The sequence below is a fragment of the Parafannyhessea sp. LCP19S3_B1 genome (assembly GCF_052121955.1).
GTDB lineage: Bacteria > Actinomycetota > Coriobacteriia > Coriobacteriales > Atopobiaceae > Parafannyhessea.
In genome coordinates this window covers 123,286-138,724 of sequence record NZ_JBQKDH010000003.1, presented here as the reverse complement: position 1 = coordinate 138,724, position 15,439 = coordinate 123,286, and the positions used below count along the sequence as shown (strand labels likewise).

The 15,439-nt window shown below is 67.4% G+C and carries 14 protein-coding genes; all 14 read right to left on the bottom strand.

Annotated features, from left to right (window positions below; genetic code table 11):
* Position 1: 1 nt before the first annotated feature.
* The 14 genes from nadD to ACTQWE_RS02245 all read right to left on the bottom strand — a co-directional run bounded on the left by nadD (position 2) and on the right by ACTQWE_RS02245 (position 15,425).
* Positions 2-736 (bottom strand): nicotinate-nucleotide adenylyltransferase, encoded by a 735-nt coding sequence (gene nadD, locus ACTQWE_RS02310; protein WP_170104085.1) that lies wholly within the window; start codon positions 734-736, stop codon positions 2-4.
* A gap of 9 nt (positions 737-745) precedes the next feature.
* A complete protein-coding gene (proB, locus tag ACTQWE_RS02305; protein WP_441855399.1) occupies positions 746-1,870 on the bottom strand; it encodes a glutamate 5-kinase in 1,125 nt (374 codons plus the stop codon).
* A 2-nt stretch (positions 1,871-1,872) separates the two neighbouring features.
* Entirely contained in the window at positions 1,873-3,318 is a 1,446-nt protein-coding gene (gene obgE, locus ACTQWE_RS02300) for a GTPase ObgE (protein WP_441855400.1), read from the bottom strand.
* A gap of 135 nt (positions 3,319-3,453) precedes the next feature.
* Positions 3,454-3,702 (bottom strand): 50S ribosomal protein L27, encoded by a 249-nt coding sequence (gene rpmA, locus ACTQWE_RS02295; protein ID WP_090846519.1) that lies wholly within the window; start codon positions 3,700-3,702, stop codon positions 3,454-3,456.
* A gap of 41 nt (positions 3,703-3,743) precedes the next feature.
* Positions 3,744-4,097 carry a 50S ribosomal protein L21 gene (gene rplU, locus ACTQWE_RS02290; protein ID WP_170104080.1) on the bottom strand — a complete coding sequence of 118 codons (354 nt, stop codon included), beginning with the start codon at positions 4,095-4,097 and terminating at the stop codon, positions 3,744-3,746.
* Positions 4,098-4,218: 121 nt separating this feature from the next.
* A complete protein-coding gene (locus ACTQWE_RS02285) occupies positions 4,219-4,953 on the bottom strand; it encodes a TIGR03936 family radical SAM-associated protein (RefSeq protein ID WP_441855402.1) in 735 nt (244 codons plus the stop codon).
* A complete protein-coding gene (locus tag ACTQWE_RS02280) occupies positions 4,940-6,826 on the bottom strand; it encodes a TIGR03960 family B12-binding radical SAM protein (RefSeq protein ID WP_441855404.1) in 1,887 nt (628 codons plus the stop codon). The genes ACTQWE_RS02285 and ACTQWE_RS02280 overlap by 14 nt, the downstream gene beginning before the upstream one ends.
* Positions 6,816-7,898, bottom strand: coding sequence for a hypothetical protein (locus tag ACTQWE_RS02275; protein ID WP_441921226.1), 1,083 nt, complete (start codon positions 7,896-7,898; stop codon positions 6,816-6,818). Before ACTQWE_RS02275 ends, ACTQWE_RS02280 begins: the two co-directional genes overlap by 11 nt.
* Before the next feature lie 36 nt (positions 7,899-7,934).
* On the bottom strand, positions 7,935-9,095 hold the full coding sequence (locus ACTQWE_RS02270) for an FtsW/RodA/SpoVE family cell cycle protein (RefSeq protein WP_373576846.1): 1,161 nt from the start codon (positions 9,093-9,095) through the stop codon (positions 7,935-7,937).
* Positions 9,096-9,188: 93 nt separating this feature from the next.
* Positions 9,189-11,222: a penicillin-binding protein 2 gene (gene mrdA, locus ACTQWE_RS02265; RefSeq protein WP_441855408.1), complete on the bottom strand. Its 2,034-nt coding sequence runs from the start codon at positions 11,220-11,222 to the stop codon at positions 9,189-9,191.
* 9 nt (positions 11,223-11,231) lie between these two features.
* Complete coding sequence (gene mreD, locus ACTQWE_RS02260) at positions 11,232-11,804, bottom strand: rod shape-determining protein MreD (RefSeq protein ID WP_441855410.1); 573 nt, start codon at positions 11,802-11,804, stop codon at positions 11,232-11,234.
* A gap of 20 nt (positions 11,805-11,824) precedes the next feature.
* On the bottom strand, positions 11,825-12,868 hold the full coding sequence (gene mreC / locus ACTQWE_RS02255; protein ID WP_441855412.1) for a rod shape-determining protein MreC: 1,044 nt from the start codon (positions 12,866-12,868) through the stop codon (positions 11,825-11,827).
* A 12-nt stretch (positions 12,869-12,880) separates the two neighbouring features.
* Positions 12,881-13,924 carry a rod shape-determining protein gene (locus tag ACTQWE_RS02250; RefSeq protein ID WP_090846537.1) on the bottom strand — a complete coding sequence of 348 codons (1,044 nt, stop codon included), beginning with the start codon at positions 13,922-13,924 and terminating at the stop codon, positions 12,881-12,883.
* Positions 13,925-13,988: 64 nt separating this feature from the next.
* Positions 13,989-15,425, bottom strand: coding sequence for a tetratricopeptide repeat protein (locus ACTQWE_RS02245; protein WP_441855414.1), 1,437 nt, complete (start codon positions 15,423-15,425; stop codon positions 13,989-13,991).
* Positions 15,426-15,439: the final 14 nt, after the last annotated feature.

The following is a 15,439-nucleotide window of genomic DNA, read 5'->3' as shown; positions in this document are numbered from 1 at the left end:
GCTACTCACGACCTTCCGTTGGCTTGGAGCCATAGCCAAGCTGGCTTGCGCCGTACAGCTGGTGCTTGTGTATGTACCCCGTCACGGCGTCCGGAGTCAGGTACCTGAGGCTCTGGCCGTTGCGCACGCGCTCGCGCAGGTAGCTGGACGATATCGCCAGCGCCGGCACCTCGAGGTACGTCACGTCGAAGCGTATGTCCGAGTCCTCAATCGCCCGCTGCGCATGCGTGAGGTCGTAGCCGGGCCGCGTGGCGCCCACAAGGTGCGCGAGCCGACTCAGGCGGTCCGCGTCGCGCCAGCGCACGATGTCCGCGATGGCGTCGGCGCCGGTGATGAAGTAGATCTCCACGTTCTCCGGATATATGGCGCGCAGGCGCTCCAGCGTGTCGGCCGTGTACGTGATGCCCGGGCGGTCCACCTCGAAGCGGCTCGCCAGGAAGTGCGGGTTGTCCGCCGTCGCAAGCAGCGTCATCGCATAGCGGTCCTCGCCCGCGGACACCTGCTTGTCCTGCTTGAACGCGGGGCGCCCGGCCGGCATGAACACGACGGTGTCCAGCCTCAGGTCGTCGAACGCCTGCTCGGCCGCGACCAGGTGGCCGTTGTGGATGGGGTCGAACGTGCCGCCCATCACGCCAAGCCGGTACGTGCGACCCGGCTCCTGCCCCAGCATGGGCAGGTCGCCGCGCCTCACGACGTCCGCCGCCACGCGCTCTATCTCGTCGATGCTCAGTCCCATTGGCACCTCCTAGAACACCAGGAGCTCGTCGCGGTGTATGACGGGCTGGCCGTCCTTCTCGGGCATGAAGCGCGCGATCACGTCGAGCCGGAGCCCGTGCACGCGCCCGATGTCCTCGGACGAGTAGCGCGTGATGCCGCGCCCCAGGAGCGCGCCGTCCGCGGAGACCACGTTCACGACGTCGCCGGACGAGAAGCGCCCCGCCACGCCCGTGACGCCCACGGGAAGCACGGACGCACCGCGCTCCAGAATCGCCCGGCTCGCTCCCGCGTCCAGGACGACGGACCCGCGCGGCATCTCGGCGAGGCCTATCCAGAGCTTGCGGGCGCTCTCGTGCTGGACCCCCGCCGGCGCCTCGAACCTGGTGCCAAGCCCCTCTCCCTCGACGACGCGCCTGAACGAGTCGTGCTCGCGTCCGCGGCACACCACCATGGGCACGCCGGCAGCGATCATCGCGCGCGCCGCGCGCACCTTCGAAGCCATGCCGCCCGTTCCGACGGCGGAGCCCGCCCCGCCGGCCATCGCGGATATCTGTGGCGTCACCTCCTCGACGCGCGGCACGAGGCGCGCCGTGGGGTCCTTCGCGGGGTTCGCGGTGTACAGCCCGTCGATGTCCGAGAGGATCACGTACAGGTCCGCGTTCAGCATCGCCGCGACTATGGCGCCGAGCATGTCGTTGTCGCCGAAGTTGAACTCCGTGAACGACACGGTGTCGTTCTCGTTCACCACGGGGACGGCCCCCAGCTCCAGCATCCTGCCAAGCGTGTTCCGGGCGTTCAGGTAGCCCTCGCGGTCAGTCAGGTCCCTGCGGGTCAGGAGCACCTGGCCGCACGGCACGCCGCGCCGCGCAAGCTGCTCCGCGTACACCTCCGTGAGCGCCGCCTGTCCTGCCGCGGCGCACGCCTGGCGACCGGGCATGTCGGTCGGCCGCGCGTCCAGGCCCAGCCTCTCCATGCCGGCCGCGACGGCGCCCGAGGACACGATCACTACGTGGTAGCCCCGCTTCTGCAGGTCTGCCGCCTGGTCGCACAGCGACCCTATGAACGTGCGGTCCGGGCGTCCGAGCTCGTCCACCAGCGTGGACGAGCCCACCTTCACGACGACGACGTTGGGGGCCTCGAAGATGCTCTCCATCCCTACTCCCCCGCCTGCACTTCCACGACCTCGACCTCGGGCGCGCCCCCGTCCTCGAGCCCGGCGAGCATCGAGTCGTCCGCGTCGTCCAGCTCGTCGAAGTCGTCCTCGTCCTCCGGGCCCTCGTACGTGAAGCTGTAGCCCAGGATCCTGACCTCGTCCCCGTTTCTGCAGCCGGCCGCGGCGAGCTTGTCGTCCAGGCCGATCCTGTCGAACCTGTGCTGCAGGTAGGCGATGGCCTCGTCGTTGTCCCAGTCCGTCTGGATGACCATGCGCTCCACGGCTCCGCCGGAAACGCGCCAGATCCCGGCGGACTCGCTCTTGATGGAGACCATGGCGTCCCTGCGGCGGCGCAGCAGCTCCGCGCCCTGGTTCAGCGCGACGCTGGACTCCGCGTCCTCCTCCGTCTCGACGGCGCTCCTCAGGGCCCTCACCTCGGCGGCGGTCCTGGACACCAGCTCGTCAATGCCCTTGCCCGTCACGGCGGACACCGAGAAGAACGGGCGGCCGTCCCTCTCGGCCTCCTCGCGCAGGCGCCTGACGGCGTCCTCCACGCCGGGCATGTCGCACTTGTTCGCGACCACGATCTGCGGGCGCTCCGCGAGCTCCGCGGCGTACGCGTCCAGCTCGTGGTTGATGGCACGGTAGTCCTCGACGGGATCGCGGCCCTCGTAGCCGCCCGTCACGTCCACGACGTGCAGGATGAGCGCCGTGCGCTCTATGTGGCGCAGGAACTGGTGCCCAAGGCCCTTACCCTCGCTTGCTCCCTCGATTAGTCCGGGGACGTCCGCGACGACGAACGACGAGCCGTCCTTCGCACGCACCATGCCGAGGTTCGGCACAAGGGTCGTGAACGGGTAGTCGGCGATCTTCGGGCGCGCGGCGGATATCCGCGCGATGATGGAGCTCTTGCCAACGGACGGCATGCCCACGAGCGCCGCGTCCGCCATGAGCTTCATCTCGAGCTCGATCCAGTGCTCCTGGGAGGGCTCGCCCTTCTCGGCGAACGCCGGCGCGCGGCGCACGGAAGTGACGAAGTGGATGTTTCCGCGGCCTCCCACGCCGCCCGGCGCCACCACGACCCTCTGCCCCACCTTCGTGAGGTCCGCGATGTCGTAGAGCGGCTCCATGGTCTGGGGGTCGAGCTCGTGCACCACGGTGCCCAGCGGCACCTTCAGGACGAGGTCCTGCCCGTCCTTGCCGTGCTTGCGCGCGCCCTTGCCGTGGGTTCCCCTCTCGGCGCGGAAGTGGTGCTTGAAGCGGTAGTCGATGAGCGACGAGAGCTGCGGGTCGGTCTCGAGTACCACGTCGCCGCCGCGTCCGCCGTCGCCGCCGTCGGGCCCGCCCTTCGGCACGTGCGCCTCGCGGCGGAACGACATGCATCCCGCGCCGCCGTCCCCGCCCTTCACGTTGATGCGGCATACGTCGGTGAATGTGTTGGTTGGCATTGTCTACCTCCTTGGCTGTGTCAAATGGTAAGGCATCCTGACCCGACATTCGACGTGGTCTCGCGCATGTCCGCCAAGATAGAAAAACACCCCGGACCAGGGGCCCAGGGTGTCATTCGCATTGTTGTGCCGCAACTAGGCGGTGCGGACGTGCACGTAGTGCTTCTTGCCCTTAACGAACTCGACGGTGCCGTCTGCGAGGGCGAACAGGGTGTCGTCCTTGCCGCGGCCGACGTTGTCGCCCGGGGTGATGTGCGTGCCACGCTGGCGAACGATGATCTGGCCGGTCTTCACGGCCTGGCCGCCAAAGATCTTGGTGCCGAGGCGCTGTGCGTTGGAGTCGCGACCGTTACGGGAAGTACCCTGGCCTTTCTTGTGAGCCATTCTGTTACCTGCTCTCTACGTAAGACTTGAAACTGTGAAGACTACTCTGCGGCTTCCTCGGTAGAGGCAGACTTTGCGGCAGTCCTGGTGGTCGGCATGGAGGTGACCTGGAGCTTCGTCAGGTTCTGACGGTGTCCCTTGGTGCGGTGATAGCGCTTGCGCTTCTTGAGCTTGAAGACGAGGACCTTCTCGCCCTTGTACTGGTCGAGCACCTCGCAGGTGACCTTCTTCTTTGCGAGCGTGGCAGCGTCAACGACGGTCTTCTTGCCATCATTAAGCATGAGGACGTCAAGCTTGACCTTGTCGCCAGGCTGCGCGTCGAGCTTCTCGACATCGAAGATGTCGCCCTTGGCAACCTTATACTGCTTGCCACCAGTGGTAACGATTGCGTACATGTGTTAACCCTTCATTACTGGTTCTAGTGCAACAGCTGAACATCTTACTAGCGATGACCTGCAGAGTCAACGGGGAAACGTCGTTCACACGCAGAACACGCCTAGCACAGAATACCTGCGTTCAGGCGCCCTCGCCGTCGGTTGGGAGCGGCTCCACGAGATTGCCATCTTCGCCCTCGTGCCACTGCCCCACGCGGCACACGGAAAGCGTCGGGCGCCCCGCCTCCGCGACGTCCGCCGCAAGGCGCTCAGTCGCGAACGCCGCGTCCAGCAGCACCTGCGGTCGCAGCGCCCCGTCGTTCGAGGAGCGCGTAGCGAGAAGGACGCGGAGCCCCTCCTCGCACGGCGCCACGTCCCACGACACCAGCGCGCGACCGAGGTCGATGGACTTGGGCTTCTCGCCCCTCATGTAGTGGAGCTCGCCTATCTCCCTCAGGTCCGCGAGCGCCGCTGCGAGCGCGTCCGCCGAGCGCAGGCCGCGCACCATCACGTCCCAGTCCGCGCGGTTCACCCACGCCTCGAGCGCGGGGAGCCGGCGCGACACGTACGCCGCAGCGTCCGGTGCGAGCCCGCGCGGCGTCGCGTCCCGCAGCATCCTGAGCGCGCGGGCGGGCTCGAGGCGCTCCGTCACCATGAGGTCGTAGTACTCCCCCAAAGACGACGCGCCCACGGGCAGCGCCTGCGAGAACTGGAGCCTGATGCGCCGCGCGAAGCCGTTGCCCACGGCAAACGGCACGCCGGATCGCCTGATGGAGCGGTTGATGGTGCCAAGCACCTCGAGGTGGCCCAGGTAGGCCAGGCGCCCGTCCTTGCGATACCTCACGCGCAGCCGCGACTGGTTGCTAGTGTCTGCCATGCCTGTCCCCCACGATCGCGTTCTCTACACCGAGCTTCGGGCACACGCCGCAGCCCACGCAGCTCTCCCTCGTGCAGTCCGGCGTCGTCACGCCCTGCGCCGCCCGACGGTACTCGCGCCTCAGGAACCCCTGCGACACGGCCGGCGACGTGTGCTCCCACGGCAGGCGCGCGTCGAGCGGCGTGTCCGCGGCGGCGATCGCCTCCAGGTCCATGCCCACCTCTGCGGCCGCGTCCGTCCAGCGCTCGAACGAGAACTGGTCCGTCCACGCGTCGAAGCGGCAGCCGTGCCGCCACGCCGCGAGGATGAGGTCGAAGCCGCGGCGCCCCACCTTCGAGAGCACGGCCTCGATCAGCGACACCTCCGCGTCGTGGTACGAGATCTTGATGGCGTGGTCCGGGCAGGTGCCCAGCAGCAGCTGCTGCCGGCGGCGCACCTCCTCGAGGTCCAGTTGCCCGCACCACTGGAACGGCGTGTACGCCTTCGGCACGAACACCGCGACGGAGATGGACACGCTCACGCCGCTCTTCGGACCCCTGCCGACGACGCTGCGGCCGATCTCGAGCACGCGGTCGGCGGTCTGGTTGATCGCCACGATGTCGTCGTCCGTCTCGGTCGGCAGGCCCATCATGAAGTACAGCTTCATGCGGCGCCATCCGTTGCGGAACGCGTTCTCGGCCGCGGTGTCTATGTCCTTCTCGGTCACGTTCTTGTTGATGACGTCGCGCAGGCGCTGGCTGCCGGCCTCGGGCGCGAACGTGAGCCCGCCGCGCTTGGAGCCGCCCACCTCCGCCGCCATCTCGACGCCAAACGAGTCCAGGCGCTGCGACGGGATGGACACGCGCACGCCCGTGCCGCGGACGTCCTCGTTCAGGGCGTGCAGGATCTGCGCGCACTGCGAGTGGTCCGTCGTGGAGAGCGACGTGAGCGACACCTCGTCGTGCCCGGTGAGCGCAAGGCCCTCGCGCGCCGCGGCCACCACCTGCTCCGCCGGGCGCTCGCGCACCGGGCGGTACGTCATGCCCGCCTGGCAGAACCGGCAGCCGCGCGCGCAGCCGCGCAGCACCTCGACGGCAAGGCGGTCCTGCACCACGTCCATGTACGGCACGATCCTCTGCGGCACGGGCTCCGTGGACGAGAAGCCCTGCAGGCTTCGCTTGTACACCACCGCGGGCGCACCCGTCTTGGGCTTCGGGACGGCGTAGCCCCACTGCGTAGACGTCTCGTCCACGACCACGTCGTACAGGCTCGGCACGTACACGCCCTGGACGCGCGAGAGCGCGAGCAGGATGTCGCGCCTGGAAAGGCCCCTCGCGCGCGCGTCGCGCACGCACGAGCAGATCTCTACCATGGCCTCCTCGCCGTCGCCCAGCAGCACCGCGTCGAACATGGGCGAGACCGGCTCGCAGTTCCACACGGACGGCCCGCCCGCCACGACGATGGGGTCGTCCTGCGCGCGCTCTTCCGCGCGGATGGGGATGCGCGAGAGGTCGAGCGCCTCCACGATGTTCGTGCACGCCATCTCGTGCGCGAGCGTGAAGCCCACGACGTCGAACGACGCTATGGGAGAAGAGCTCTCCAGCGCAAGCAGCGGCACGTCCTTTGCGCGCATGAGGTCGGCCATGTCCACCCACGGCAGGTATCCGCGCTCGCACGACATGCCCTCCACGCGGTTGATCGCCGTGTACAGGATGGAGAGGCCCATGTTGGGAAGGCCGACCTCGTACACGTCCGGGTACATGAGCACCACGTGGAACGGGCCGTCCTGCTCCTCGATGGCGCCCCACTCGTGGTCGAGGTAGCGGGAGGGCTTTGCCACCTGCCCAAGCAGCGGCTCCAGCCGCGGGTACAGGTCTTCTCGCCTAAGCCTCATCGCATCCCCCAGATATCACCACGTAGCCGTCGTCGCGGCCGCGCTCGCGGCCCGTCGCCTCGCGCGGCGCCGGCAGCGTGCGGCGCGCGCCTTCCCCGCGTGCGGGGGCCTCTTCCTGTCGCTGCCCACTGGCCGCGCCAGGGCGCTCGCCCACGGCCTTCGCGGCGCGGCTCGCCACCCGCGCCGCCGCCTCCACGATCGGCCCCACGGCCGATCCCGCCACAAGGTCTCCCACGTCCGGCAGCGCAGGCGGGTCGTTGCGCAGGCGCGCGGCCGCGCCCGTCGCCACGGTTCCGGCAAAGCCCACGGCAGCCTTTACGGCCCACTGCGGCACGGGCAGAACCTGCGTCGCGCGGCGCGCCACCTCGCGCCACGCGAGCCCCGCCGCTATGACGGCCGCGACGTCCGCCGAGCTCGCAACGGACACGGGGTGCCCGCACGCGGCCGCCACGTCCAGCGCCAGCTTCGCCTGGCGCACCGTCATTATGGGAAGGTCGGCGCTCGGCAGCACCTGCACGGCGCCAACCGCCGCGTTCTGAAGCGCGCTCGTCCTCACGAGCTCGCGCACCTTCTGGTCGCGGCAGAACGGGAAGCTCGCGGCGAAGGCGATGCCCTTCTCGCCCGCGGCGTCAACCAGCCAGTCGGCGAGGTTGGCGCGCACGGCGTCCGCACCCGACGCGGGCACGGCGCTCACCAGGGCCGCGACCTCCTCCGGAAGGTCGTTCGCGCCCAGATCCAGCACGGAGTCCACCACCAGGCCCACGGGCACGCCGCAGCGGGCGAGGCCCTCCGCCATGCGCTCCGCGGCCGCGACGTGCGCGCCCGCCACCACCACGGCCGCGTCCCAGCCCGGCGCCGGCGGCTCTGACGCCGCGAGCGATTCCACGCGCACCGTCGCCGTGGCCTGCCGCGGCATGAACGCGTCCTTCACCGCAAGCACCACGTCCCTCGCGGCGCTCGTGTCCACCACCACAAGGACGCCGAGCGGCGTCGACCTGTCCTTCTCGCTCCTCTGGCCGGCACGCAGGATGTCTGCGATGTCGCCAAGCGAAACCTTGCTCTTCTTGGGCATAACCTCACCTCGCGGGCGTCGTTTACGAACGCGGCGCTACGCCGCCTTCGGCTTGTGGTGCCAGACGGACTGCACCATTCCCACCGCCGCTATCTGCACGGACATCGAGGACGAGCCGTAGCTCACGAACGGCAGCGGGATGCCGGTGATGGGCATGATGCCTATGCACATGCCCACGTTCTGCAGAAGCTGGAACGACCACATCGTAGCGCACCCCACGAGCACGAGCTTCCCAAACGGGGACTCTATCCTCATCGCGAGGAGGATGGTCGAGAATATGAGCGCCGCGAACAGCATCAGCAGCACCACGGAGCCCACGAAGCCAAACTCCTCGGCGAGAAGCGCGAAGACGAAGTCCGTGTGCGCCTCGGGAAGGAAGCCGCCGCCGGCCTGCGTCGCCTTGCCGATGCCCTTGCCGAACATGCCGCCGGAGCCGACTGCGATCTTCGCCTGCTGGAGGTTGTAGCCGTTGCCCGAGGGGTCCACGGAGGGGTCCGCGAACACGATGAGTCGGTTGAGCTGGTACTGCTTCAGCGGGTGGGGCACGCCGGGGGTCATCGACATCACGACGACGAGGGTCGCGAGCGCCACGATGCCGGCGATGGTCACGATGACCCACGACCGCTTGGCGCCGGCGCAGATGATGATGGCGGCGCCGGTCACAAGGATGATGAGGCCCGTGCCCAGGTCGGGCTGCGTCAGGATGAGCAGGAACGGCACGCACAGGATGCCGCAGAGCTTGAGGTAGTCCCTCAGGGTGTCGACCTTGCCGTTGTACTGGGCGCCCAGCGCGGCCATGAGGTAGATGGTCACGAGCTTCGCGAGCTCCGACGGCTGGTACGTCATGCCGATGATCGGGATCCTGATCCAGCCCGTCATGCCGAGCGCCGTGTAGCTGAGTCCCGGCACCTTCGGCAGGAACATGAGGATCACGATCGTCACGAGCATCGCCGTCGTCATGTTCGCGAGCGCGCGGTAGTCGTAGCGCCAGATGAGCACCGCCATGACCAAGCCAATCGCAATGCCCATGAGGTGCCTTGAGAACCTCGCGTCCGCGATGGAGAGCGACGCGGACCAGATGACGACGGCGCCGTACACCACCAGAAGGATCGCGGGAATGAGCTGCGGAACGTAGACGGAGCCGCGGGCGATGGTTCGCCCGGCGGACGGCCGTGGCGCGATCCCGCGGCGGTTCATGATGTGAGAGTAGAACGCCGAGAAGGAGCCGAGGCCCTTCTCGTTCACCTTCGCCCCCTCGGCGGAGTTCTTCTGGGCCATGTCGCCCCCTCCCTACTGCACGCCGGAGCTGTCCACCGACGTCGCGGTGTCCGGCTGGTTGTAGATCTGTCCTAGTATGTCCCTCACCACGTACATGGCGCCCTCGGAGCCGTAGCCGCCGTACTCGATGACGGACGCCACGACGTACTTCGGGTCCTCGTACGGCGCGTACGCTATGAACCAGCCCGTCGGCTGCGACTTCGAGGTCTGGGCAGATCCCGTCTTGCCGGCGACGGTGACGGAGAGGTTCGTGAAATGCTCCGTCTGCGCCTCGGACTCCTCGTAGATCACGCCCTTCAGGCCGCGGTGGATGTCGTCCATGTACGCCTGCTTCTCGGTCACCTTGCGCTCGACCTCGGGCTTGTACTTCACCACGGACCCGTCGCCGATGGGGCTCTTCACGTACCTCAGCACGTGCGGGCGGTATATCGTGCCGTCCAGCGCGATGCCGGCGTACGCGCACAGCATCTGCAGCGGCGTCACCAGAAGGTCGCCCTGGCCGATGACGAGGTTCGTCGTGTCGCCGCCCTGCCACGTGCGCGCGTCCTCGGACGAGGACGAGAAGTACTTCCACTTCCACTCGGGGGTCGGCACGCGGCCCGCGGACTCGCTCGGCAGGTCGATGCCCGTCTTCTTGCCAAGTCCCCAGCGCTTGTACGTCTTCTGCAGCCCCTCGGGCTCCTTAGAGTAGAAGAACCCCTTGCCTATCTCGTAGAACACGACGTCGCACGAGTACGTGATGCCGCTCTGGATGTTCACCGTGCCGTGGCCGCTGTGCTTCCAGCAGTACTGCCCGAAGCCCTTTCCGAAGCCCGTCCAGTAGCCTGAGCAGTAGTACTCCGAGCTCGTCGTCGCGATGCCGTAGTTCAGCGCCGCGAACGCGGAGAGCGGCTTGATGGTGGACGCGGAGGGGTACTGGCCCGCGATGGCGCGGTTCATGAGCGGGTAGTGGCTCTCGTCGGACGAGAGGCTCTTCCAGTCCTCGCTCGAGATGCCGCCGACGAACACGTTCGGCGAGTACGTGGGCGCGGACGCCATGGCGAGGATCTCGCCGTTCGTCACGTCCATCGCGATGGCGCAGCCGGCGTGGCAGTCCGTCCTGCCCATCTCGCGCAGCTTCTGGATGCGCTTCGCAAGCGACTCCTCCGCCGCGCGCTGGATGTTAGCGTCGAGCGTCAGCACTATGTCCGAGCCGCTCCTCGGCTGCACGGAGCTCGAGTAGCTCAGGACGTTGCCGGAGGCGTCCACGTACACCTTCTGCTCGCCCTTCACGCCCTGGAGTACGTTCTCGTACTCGTACTCCACGCCCGCCTGGCCCACGACGTCGCCGGACGCGTAAGAGATCTTGGCGTCGTCGTCCTGCGTGCCGGACTTCTTGAGCTGCTCGGAGCTCACGGTGCCCGTGTAGCCCAGCACGTGCGCCGCGAGGCTCCCCTGCGGGTAGTGGCGCTGGGTCCTCTCCTCCACGCTGATGCCCTTGAACACGTACTGGTGCTCGTCGATGAACGCGACGACGCGTCGCGACACGTCCACGGCAATCGGCCTGAGGCTCTGGGCCCCTCCCGTCGCGTCCTCGATCTTGCGCTTGACGGCCATCTCGGGCATGCCGATGAGGTTGCCCACGAGCTTCATCTCTATCGGGTCGTCCACCACGTCGCTCTTCGCGACGACGGTTAGGCTCGCCCTGTTGTTCACGAGCTCGACGCCGTTCCTGTCCAGGATGCGGCCGCGCGCGGCGGACGTCGATATGGTCCTCGACCTGTTCGACTCCGCCTGCTCGCTGTACTCGCTCGAGGACACCAGCTGCATCGTCCAGAGCTTCGCCAGGAGCACCGCGATGATCGAGCCGGAGAATACGCCAAGGCCGAAGAGCCTCGACTTGAAGCCGCCCTCCGTGGACATGTCAGACCCGCCGGACGCCCTGGGCGCACCGCCGCCGATGTCGAACTTGAAGCGCGTCTCGCCCCTCCCAAACAGGAAGAACGCGACGAGAAGCGCTATCAGCACCAGCGCGAGAACGATGATTATGATGACGATAGGACTCAAATCGCGACCCTATAGCTTGCCGAGGCTGTACTTTGACCCGTGCTTCGCATGTCCCCCACGCGCACTCTTCCTACCCAGGTCGAGACCGTTTCCACCCCCACGCGAGTAGATGTACGCAAAAGGAGCGAACGCGAGCACGGTCAGGAAGAACGTCGGCAGCATCCTCAGCACGATCACGTCGAACGCGGAGCTCGCCTGCCCCACCATGAGCATCGCCAGGTGATACACAAGGCTCACGACAAGGGCGTGTATTGCGAAGAGGATGACGGACGGTCCCAGGTCCTCCGAGAGGCGGTTCCTGCACTCCATGCCCATCTGGAAGGACGAGACGGTCAGCAGGAGCGCCATGAGGCCGACGGGTCCCGTGGTCGAGAGGTCGAACACGAATCCGGCGAGAAACCCGCACAACACGCCCGTTCGCCCACCTATGGTAAGGGCGACGACGGCGCTGAATATCAGGGCGAAGTTGATGCGCCCGTTGCCGATGCCGAAGTTCGGGGCAACGGCGAGCTGCAGCACGAGGCACGCAAGCGCGAGCCAGCCGATGCTCCTCTTGTTCCTGTTAGAGTCCTTGACCTGCACCCAACGTCACCCCCGTCCGCCTAGTCGTCACTGCTCTTCTCGCCCGAGTCGCTCTTCGTAGAGGAGGAGTCCGTGCCCGACGAGTCGGATTTCGAGGAGTCGGAGCTCGAGGAGTCCGAGGTCGAGGAGTCTCTTCCGCCCTTGACGGCCTCCGACTCCTGCGCGTCCGCGGCGGCGATGTCGTCGGACGTCGCCCGCTGGTCCTCCGTCAGCGACGTGATGACCAGCACCTCCTCGAAGTTCTCCGTCGTAGAGAACGGCTTGACCGCGATCTCGTAGTACAGGGCGCCCGCCGACTTGTTCACGCTCATGACGGTCCCAAGCGGCAGCCCCTTCGGGAACACTCCGCCAAGACCGCTCGTCACGACCGTGTCACCCACCTTCACCGTGGAGTCGGTGCTTATGAGATTCAGGTGCAGCGTCCCGTCGGCGCTGCCGGCGAGTATGCCCTGGGCCCTGCTCGACTGGATCATCGCCGATACGCTCGAGTTCTCGTCCGTGACGAGACGTACCGTCGAGGACGTCGCCCCGCAGCTCACGATCTGCCCGATCGCGCCGCGCGAGTCCGTGACCGGCATGCCGACGGCGAGCCCCGAGGAGGAGCCCTTGTCGATGGTCACGGTGTCGCTCCAGGAGTCCGTCGACCCGGATATGATCCTCGCGGCCTTCGACTTCAGCTTGTACGTACTCTGCAGGCTCAGCAGGTCCTCGAGCCGCTCGGAGGTCTTCTCCGCCTCCTCGAGCTCGGCGTTGCGCGCCTTCAGCTTCTCGTTCTCCTCCTTGAGCTCCGAGAGGGACTTCTGGCTCGCGGTGAGGTTCGCGAAGACGTTTCCCAGTCCCTGGAACGGCGCGGTCACCACGACGCCCACGTAGCGCACGGGCGTCGTGACCGTGGAATACACGGCCCTGACCGTCGTGAAGAACCCGCCGTTCGTCTCGCGTGCGCTCATGGTGAACATCACGAGCGAGAGTACGACGAACACGACGGCGAGACGACCGCCGCTTCCCGAGTTGTCCTTGTGCAGTCCCGAGGAAGAGAGGCCCCCGCCGTTTAGAGTCGGCACCTGGCTCACCCGCTAGCTGGCGCTCTGGACGAAGCCGCCGGAGAGGGCGTTTGCCTCGAGGACCTTTGCGCAACCGTTAACGACGTTCTCGAGCGCCGTCGGGCTCACGTTCACGGGCACGCCCGTCTCCTCGCGAAGGCGCTGGTCGAGGCCACGGAGCATGCCACCGCCACCGGTAAGCAGAACGCCGTAGTACATGAGGTCCGATGCCAGGTCGGGCGGCGTGACGTCGAGCGCGTCCTTGACGGCCTTCGTGACCTCGTCGAGAGGCTTGTCGAGGGCGCGCCTTATCTCCTCGGACTCGATTCTGACGCTCTTCGGGAGCCCGCTCATCACGTCGCGGCCGTTCACCTCGACGTCGAGCTCCTCCGCGAGCGGAGCCGCGGAGCCGACCTTGATCTTGATGTCCTCGGCGGTACGCTCGCCGATGGAGAGGTTGTACGCGTCGCGCACGTGCTCGAGGATCGTCTGGTCGAACTCGTCGCCTGCGATCCTGATGGACTGCGACACGACGATGCCACCCATTGCGATGACTGCGACCTCGGTCGTGCCGCCACCGATGTCCACGACCATGGAGCCCGTGGGGTCCTCTATGGGCAGGTCCGCGCCGATGGCGGCGGCCATCGGCTCCTCGATGAGGTACGCCTGCCGCGCGCCGGCGGAGATCGTCGCCTCGAAGACCGCGCGCTTCTCCACGGACGTGACGCCGGAGGGGACGCAGATGACGACCCTCGGCCTCGGCGACCAGGGATATCTGTGGCTCCCGCGCGCCTTCTCTATGAAGTAGCGGAGCATGACCTCCGTGACGTCGAAGTCCGCGATGACGCCGTCCTTCAGGGGGCGCTCCGCGATGATCGAGCCAGGGGTCCTGCCTATCATGCGCTTTGCGTCGGCGCCGACGGCGAGCACTCGATCCTCGCTTTTGTCGATGGCCACGACGGAGGGCTCGTTCAGAACGATGCCACGGCCGCGAACCGCGACAAGGGTGTTCGCGGTTCCGAGGTCGATGGCCAGGTCCCCGTCATATTCGCCGAAGAGTGAGTCGATGATCGACATTGCTCCCAATCCTATCCAATGCGGGCCGTCTCGCCCGACGCTCATTCACTTTGTGGGGCTTGCTCTATTCGCCCGTGGAAATGGTACCCGTAGAGGCGCCCTCGGAAGCGCTCGCATCGCTCGTGGACACGTCAGTTCCACTATTCTGAGCGGTCGTGCCAGCTGCAGAGGCGCTCGTGTCGCTGACGGAGGCGTCCTTTCCGTCACCGGATGCGTACACCGGGGCGATGGACTTCACCTTCCAGGTGACGCCGTCCCTCACGAGCGAGATCTTGTAGCTCTGCTCGCCGCCGGCGGAGAGCGTCGCCGTCGCCATGACGGTCGACTTGCTCATCGACTTGTCCAGCCCGTCGATCGAGACGCTGGAGGAACCGGTCGGAAGCAGGCTCTTGATCTGCGCCCTCTCGTCGCTGGAGAGGCCGGACTCGAGGTAGGGCGAGATGTCCTTGCCGGAGGCCCCGGCCTCGAACAGGTCCTCGACGACAGACTGCTGCGTCGGGAAGCCGTAGCCCTTGTAGTACGCGAATCCCGCGGCGCCGGCCGCGATCAACAGGATGATGAGGATGGTCAGGAACACCTTCAGCCCGCGGTGGCTCTTCTTGCGACGGACCTTGCGCTCCTTGCGAGCCTTCTTGTCCTGCGCGACGAGGTCCTCCTCCTTGACGGAGAAGAATCCCGTGTCCTCGGGAGACGGCATGAACTCGCCCGTCTGGCCCGTGGGGTCGAGCGGGTCGATCGCGGCTCCGGTTCCGTATCCCGCCGCGGCGAGAAACGCGTCGGTCTCGGACGGACCGCCATCGGTGATCGCGGAGACGGCCTTCTTCGCGGCGTCGTAGGCGGCCTGCGCCTCCGGTCGCAGCGTGTAGGACCCGTCAGCCGTCGCGCGGTTGAACGCGTCGACGGCCTCGGCCATGCGGTTCGCCGCGACGTACGCGAGTCCGAGGTCGCCATAGATGGCGTTCTGGCTGCTCTGCGGGGACGAGAAGTCCAGCGCCGTGCGGTACGCCTCCACGGCGTCGACCGCGCGCCCCATCTGCATGAAGCAGCCGCCCAGGCTGCGAAGCGCGGAGCTGGGGTCGGGGTTCTTCTCGTCGATTGCGGCGTTGCGGTACGCGACGCCGGCGTCGCGCACGTTCCCGACGCGCATGTATGCGTTGCCAAGCGCGGTGTACGCCTTGTACGGCGTCGTATAGCCCTCGTCCTTCACGGCGAGGGTGAGCGAGGCGATGGCCTCCTGCGGCTTGCCGGCCGCGATGAGCGCGCGGCCGCGGTTGCAGGCGAGCGCGCCGGAGTGTCCGTAGTTCACGTCCCTGAGCGCGTCCGCGTAGGAGTTCGCCGCCTCCGAGAAGCGACCGAGCTTCATGAGGCAGTTGCCAAGCAGGTGGTCGATGGCGCCCGAGACCTCGCCCGGTGCCTTCGCCGCGGTGAGCTGGGCCACCGCCGTGGCAAGATCGCCCTGCTTGTACGCGTTCTTACCGGCCTCGTATGCTTGCTGATTCATGATGATCCTCTGTC

Coding starts and splice junctions, on each gene's coding strand:
- nadD (WP_170104085.1), bottom strand. CDS start 736: ATGGGACTGAGCATCGACGAGATAGAGCGCGTGGCGGCGGACGTCGTG.
- proB (WP_441855399.1), bottom strand. CDS start 1,870: ATGGAGAGCATCTTCGAGGCCCCCAACGTCGTCGTCGTGAAGGTGGGC.
- obgE (WP_441855400.1), bottom strand. CDS start 3,318: ATGCCAACCAACACATTCACCGACGTATGCCGCATCAACGTGAAGGGC.
- rpmA (WP_090846519.1), bottom strand. CDS start 3,702: ATGGCTCACAAGAAAGGCCAGGGTACTTCCCGTAACGGTCGCGACTCC.
- rplU (WP_170104080.1), bottom strand. CDS start 4,097: ATGTACGCAATCGTTACCACTGGTGGCAAGCAGTATAAGGTTGCCAAG.
- ACTQWE_RS02285 (WP_441855402.1), bottom strand. CDS start 4,953: ATGGCAGACACTAGCAACCAGTCGCGGCTGCGCGTGAGGTATCGCAAG.
- ACTQWE_RS02280 (WP_441855404.1), bottom strand. CDS start 6,826: ATGAGGCTTAGGCGAGAAGACCTGTACCCGCGGCTGGAGCCGCTGCTT.
- ACTQWE_RS02275 (WP_441921226.1), bottom strand. CDS start 7,898: ATGCCCAAGAAGAGCAAGGTTTCGCTTGGCGACATCGCAGACATCCTG.
- ACTQWE_RS02270 (WP_373576846.1), bottom strand. CDS start 9,095: ATGAACCGCCGCGGGATCGCGCCACGGCCGTCCGCCGGGCGAACCATC.
- ACTQWE_RS02250 (WP_090846537.1), bottom strand. CDS start 13,924: ATGTCGATCATCGACTCACTCTTCGGCGAATATGACGGGGACCTGGCC.
- ACTQWE_RS02245 (WP_441855414.1), bottom strand. CDS start 15,425: ATGAATCAGCAAGCATACGAGGCCGGTAAGAACGCGTACAAGCAGGGC.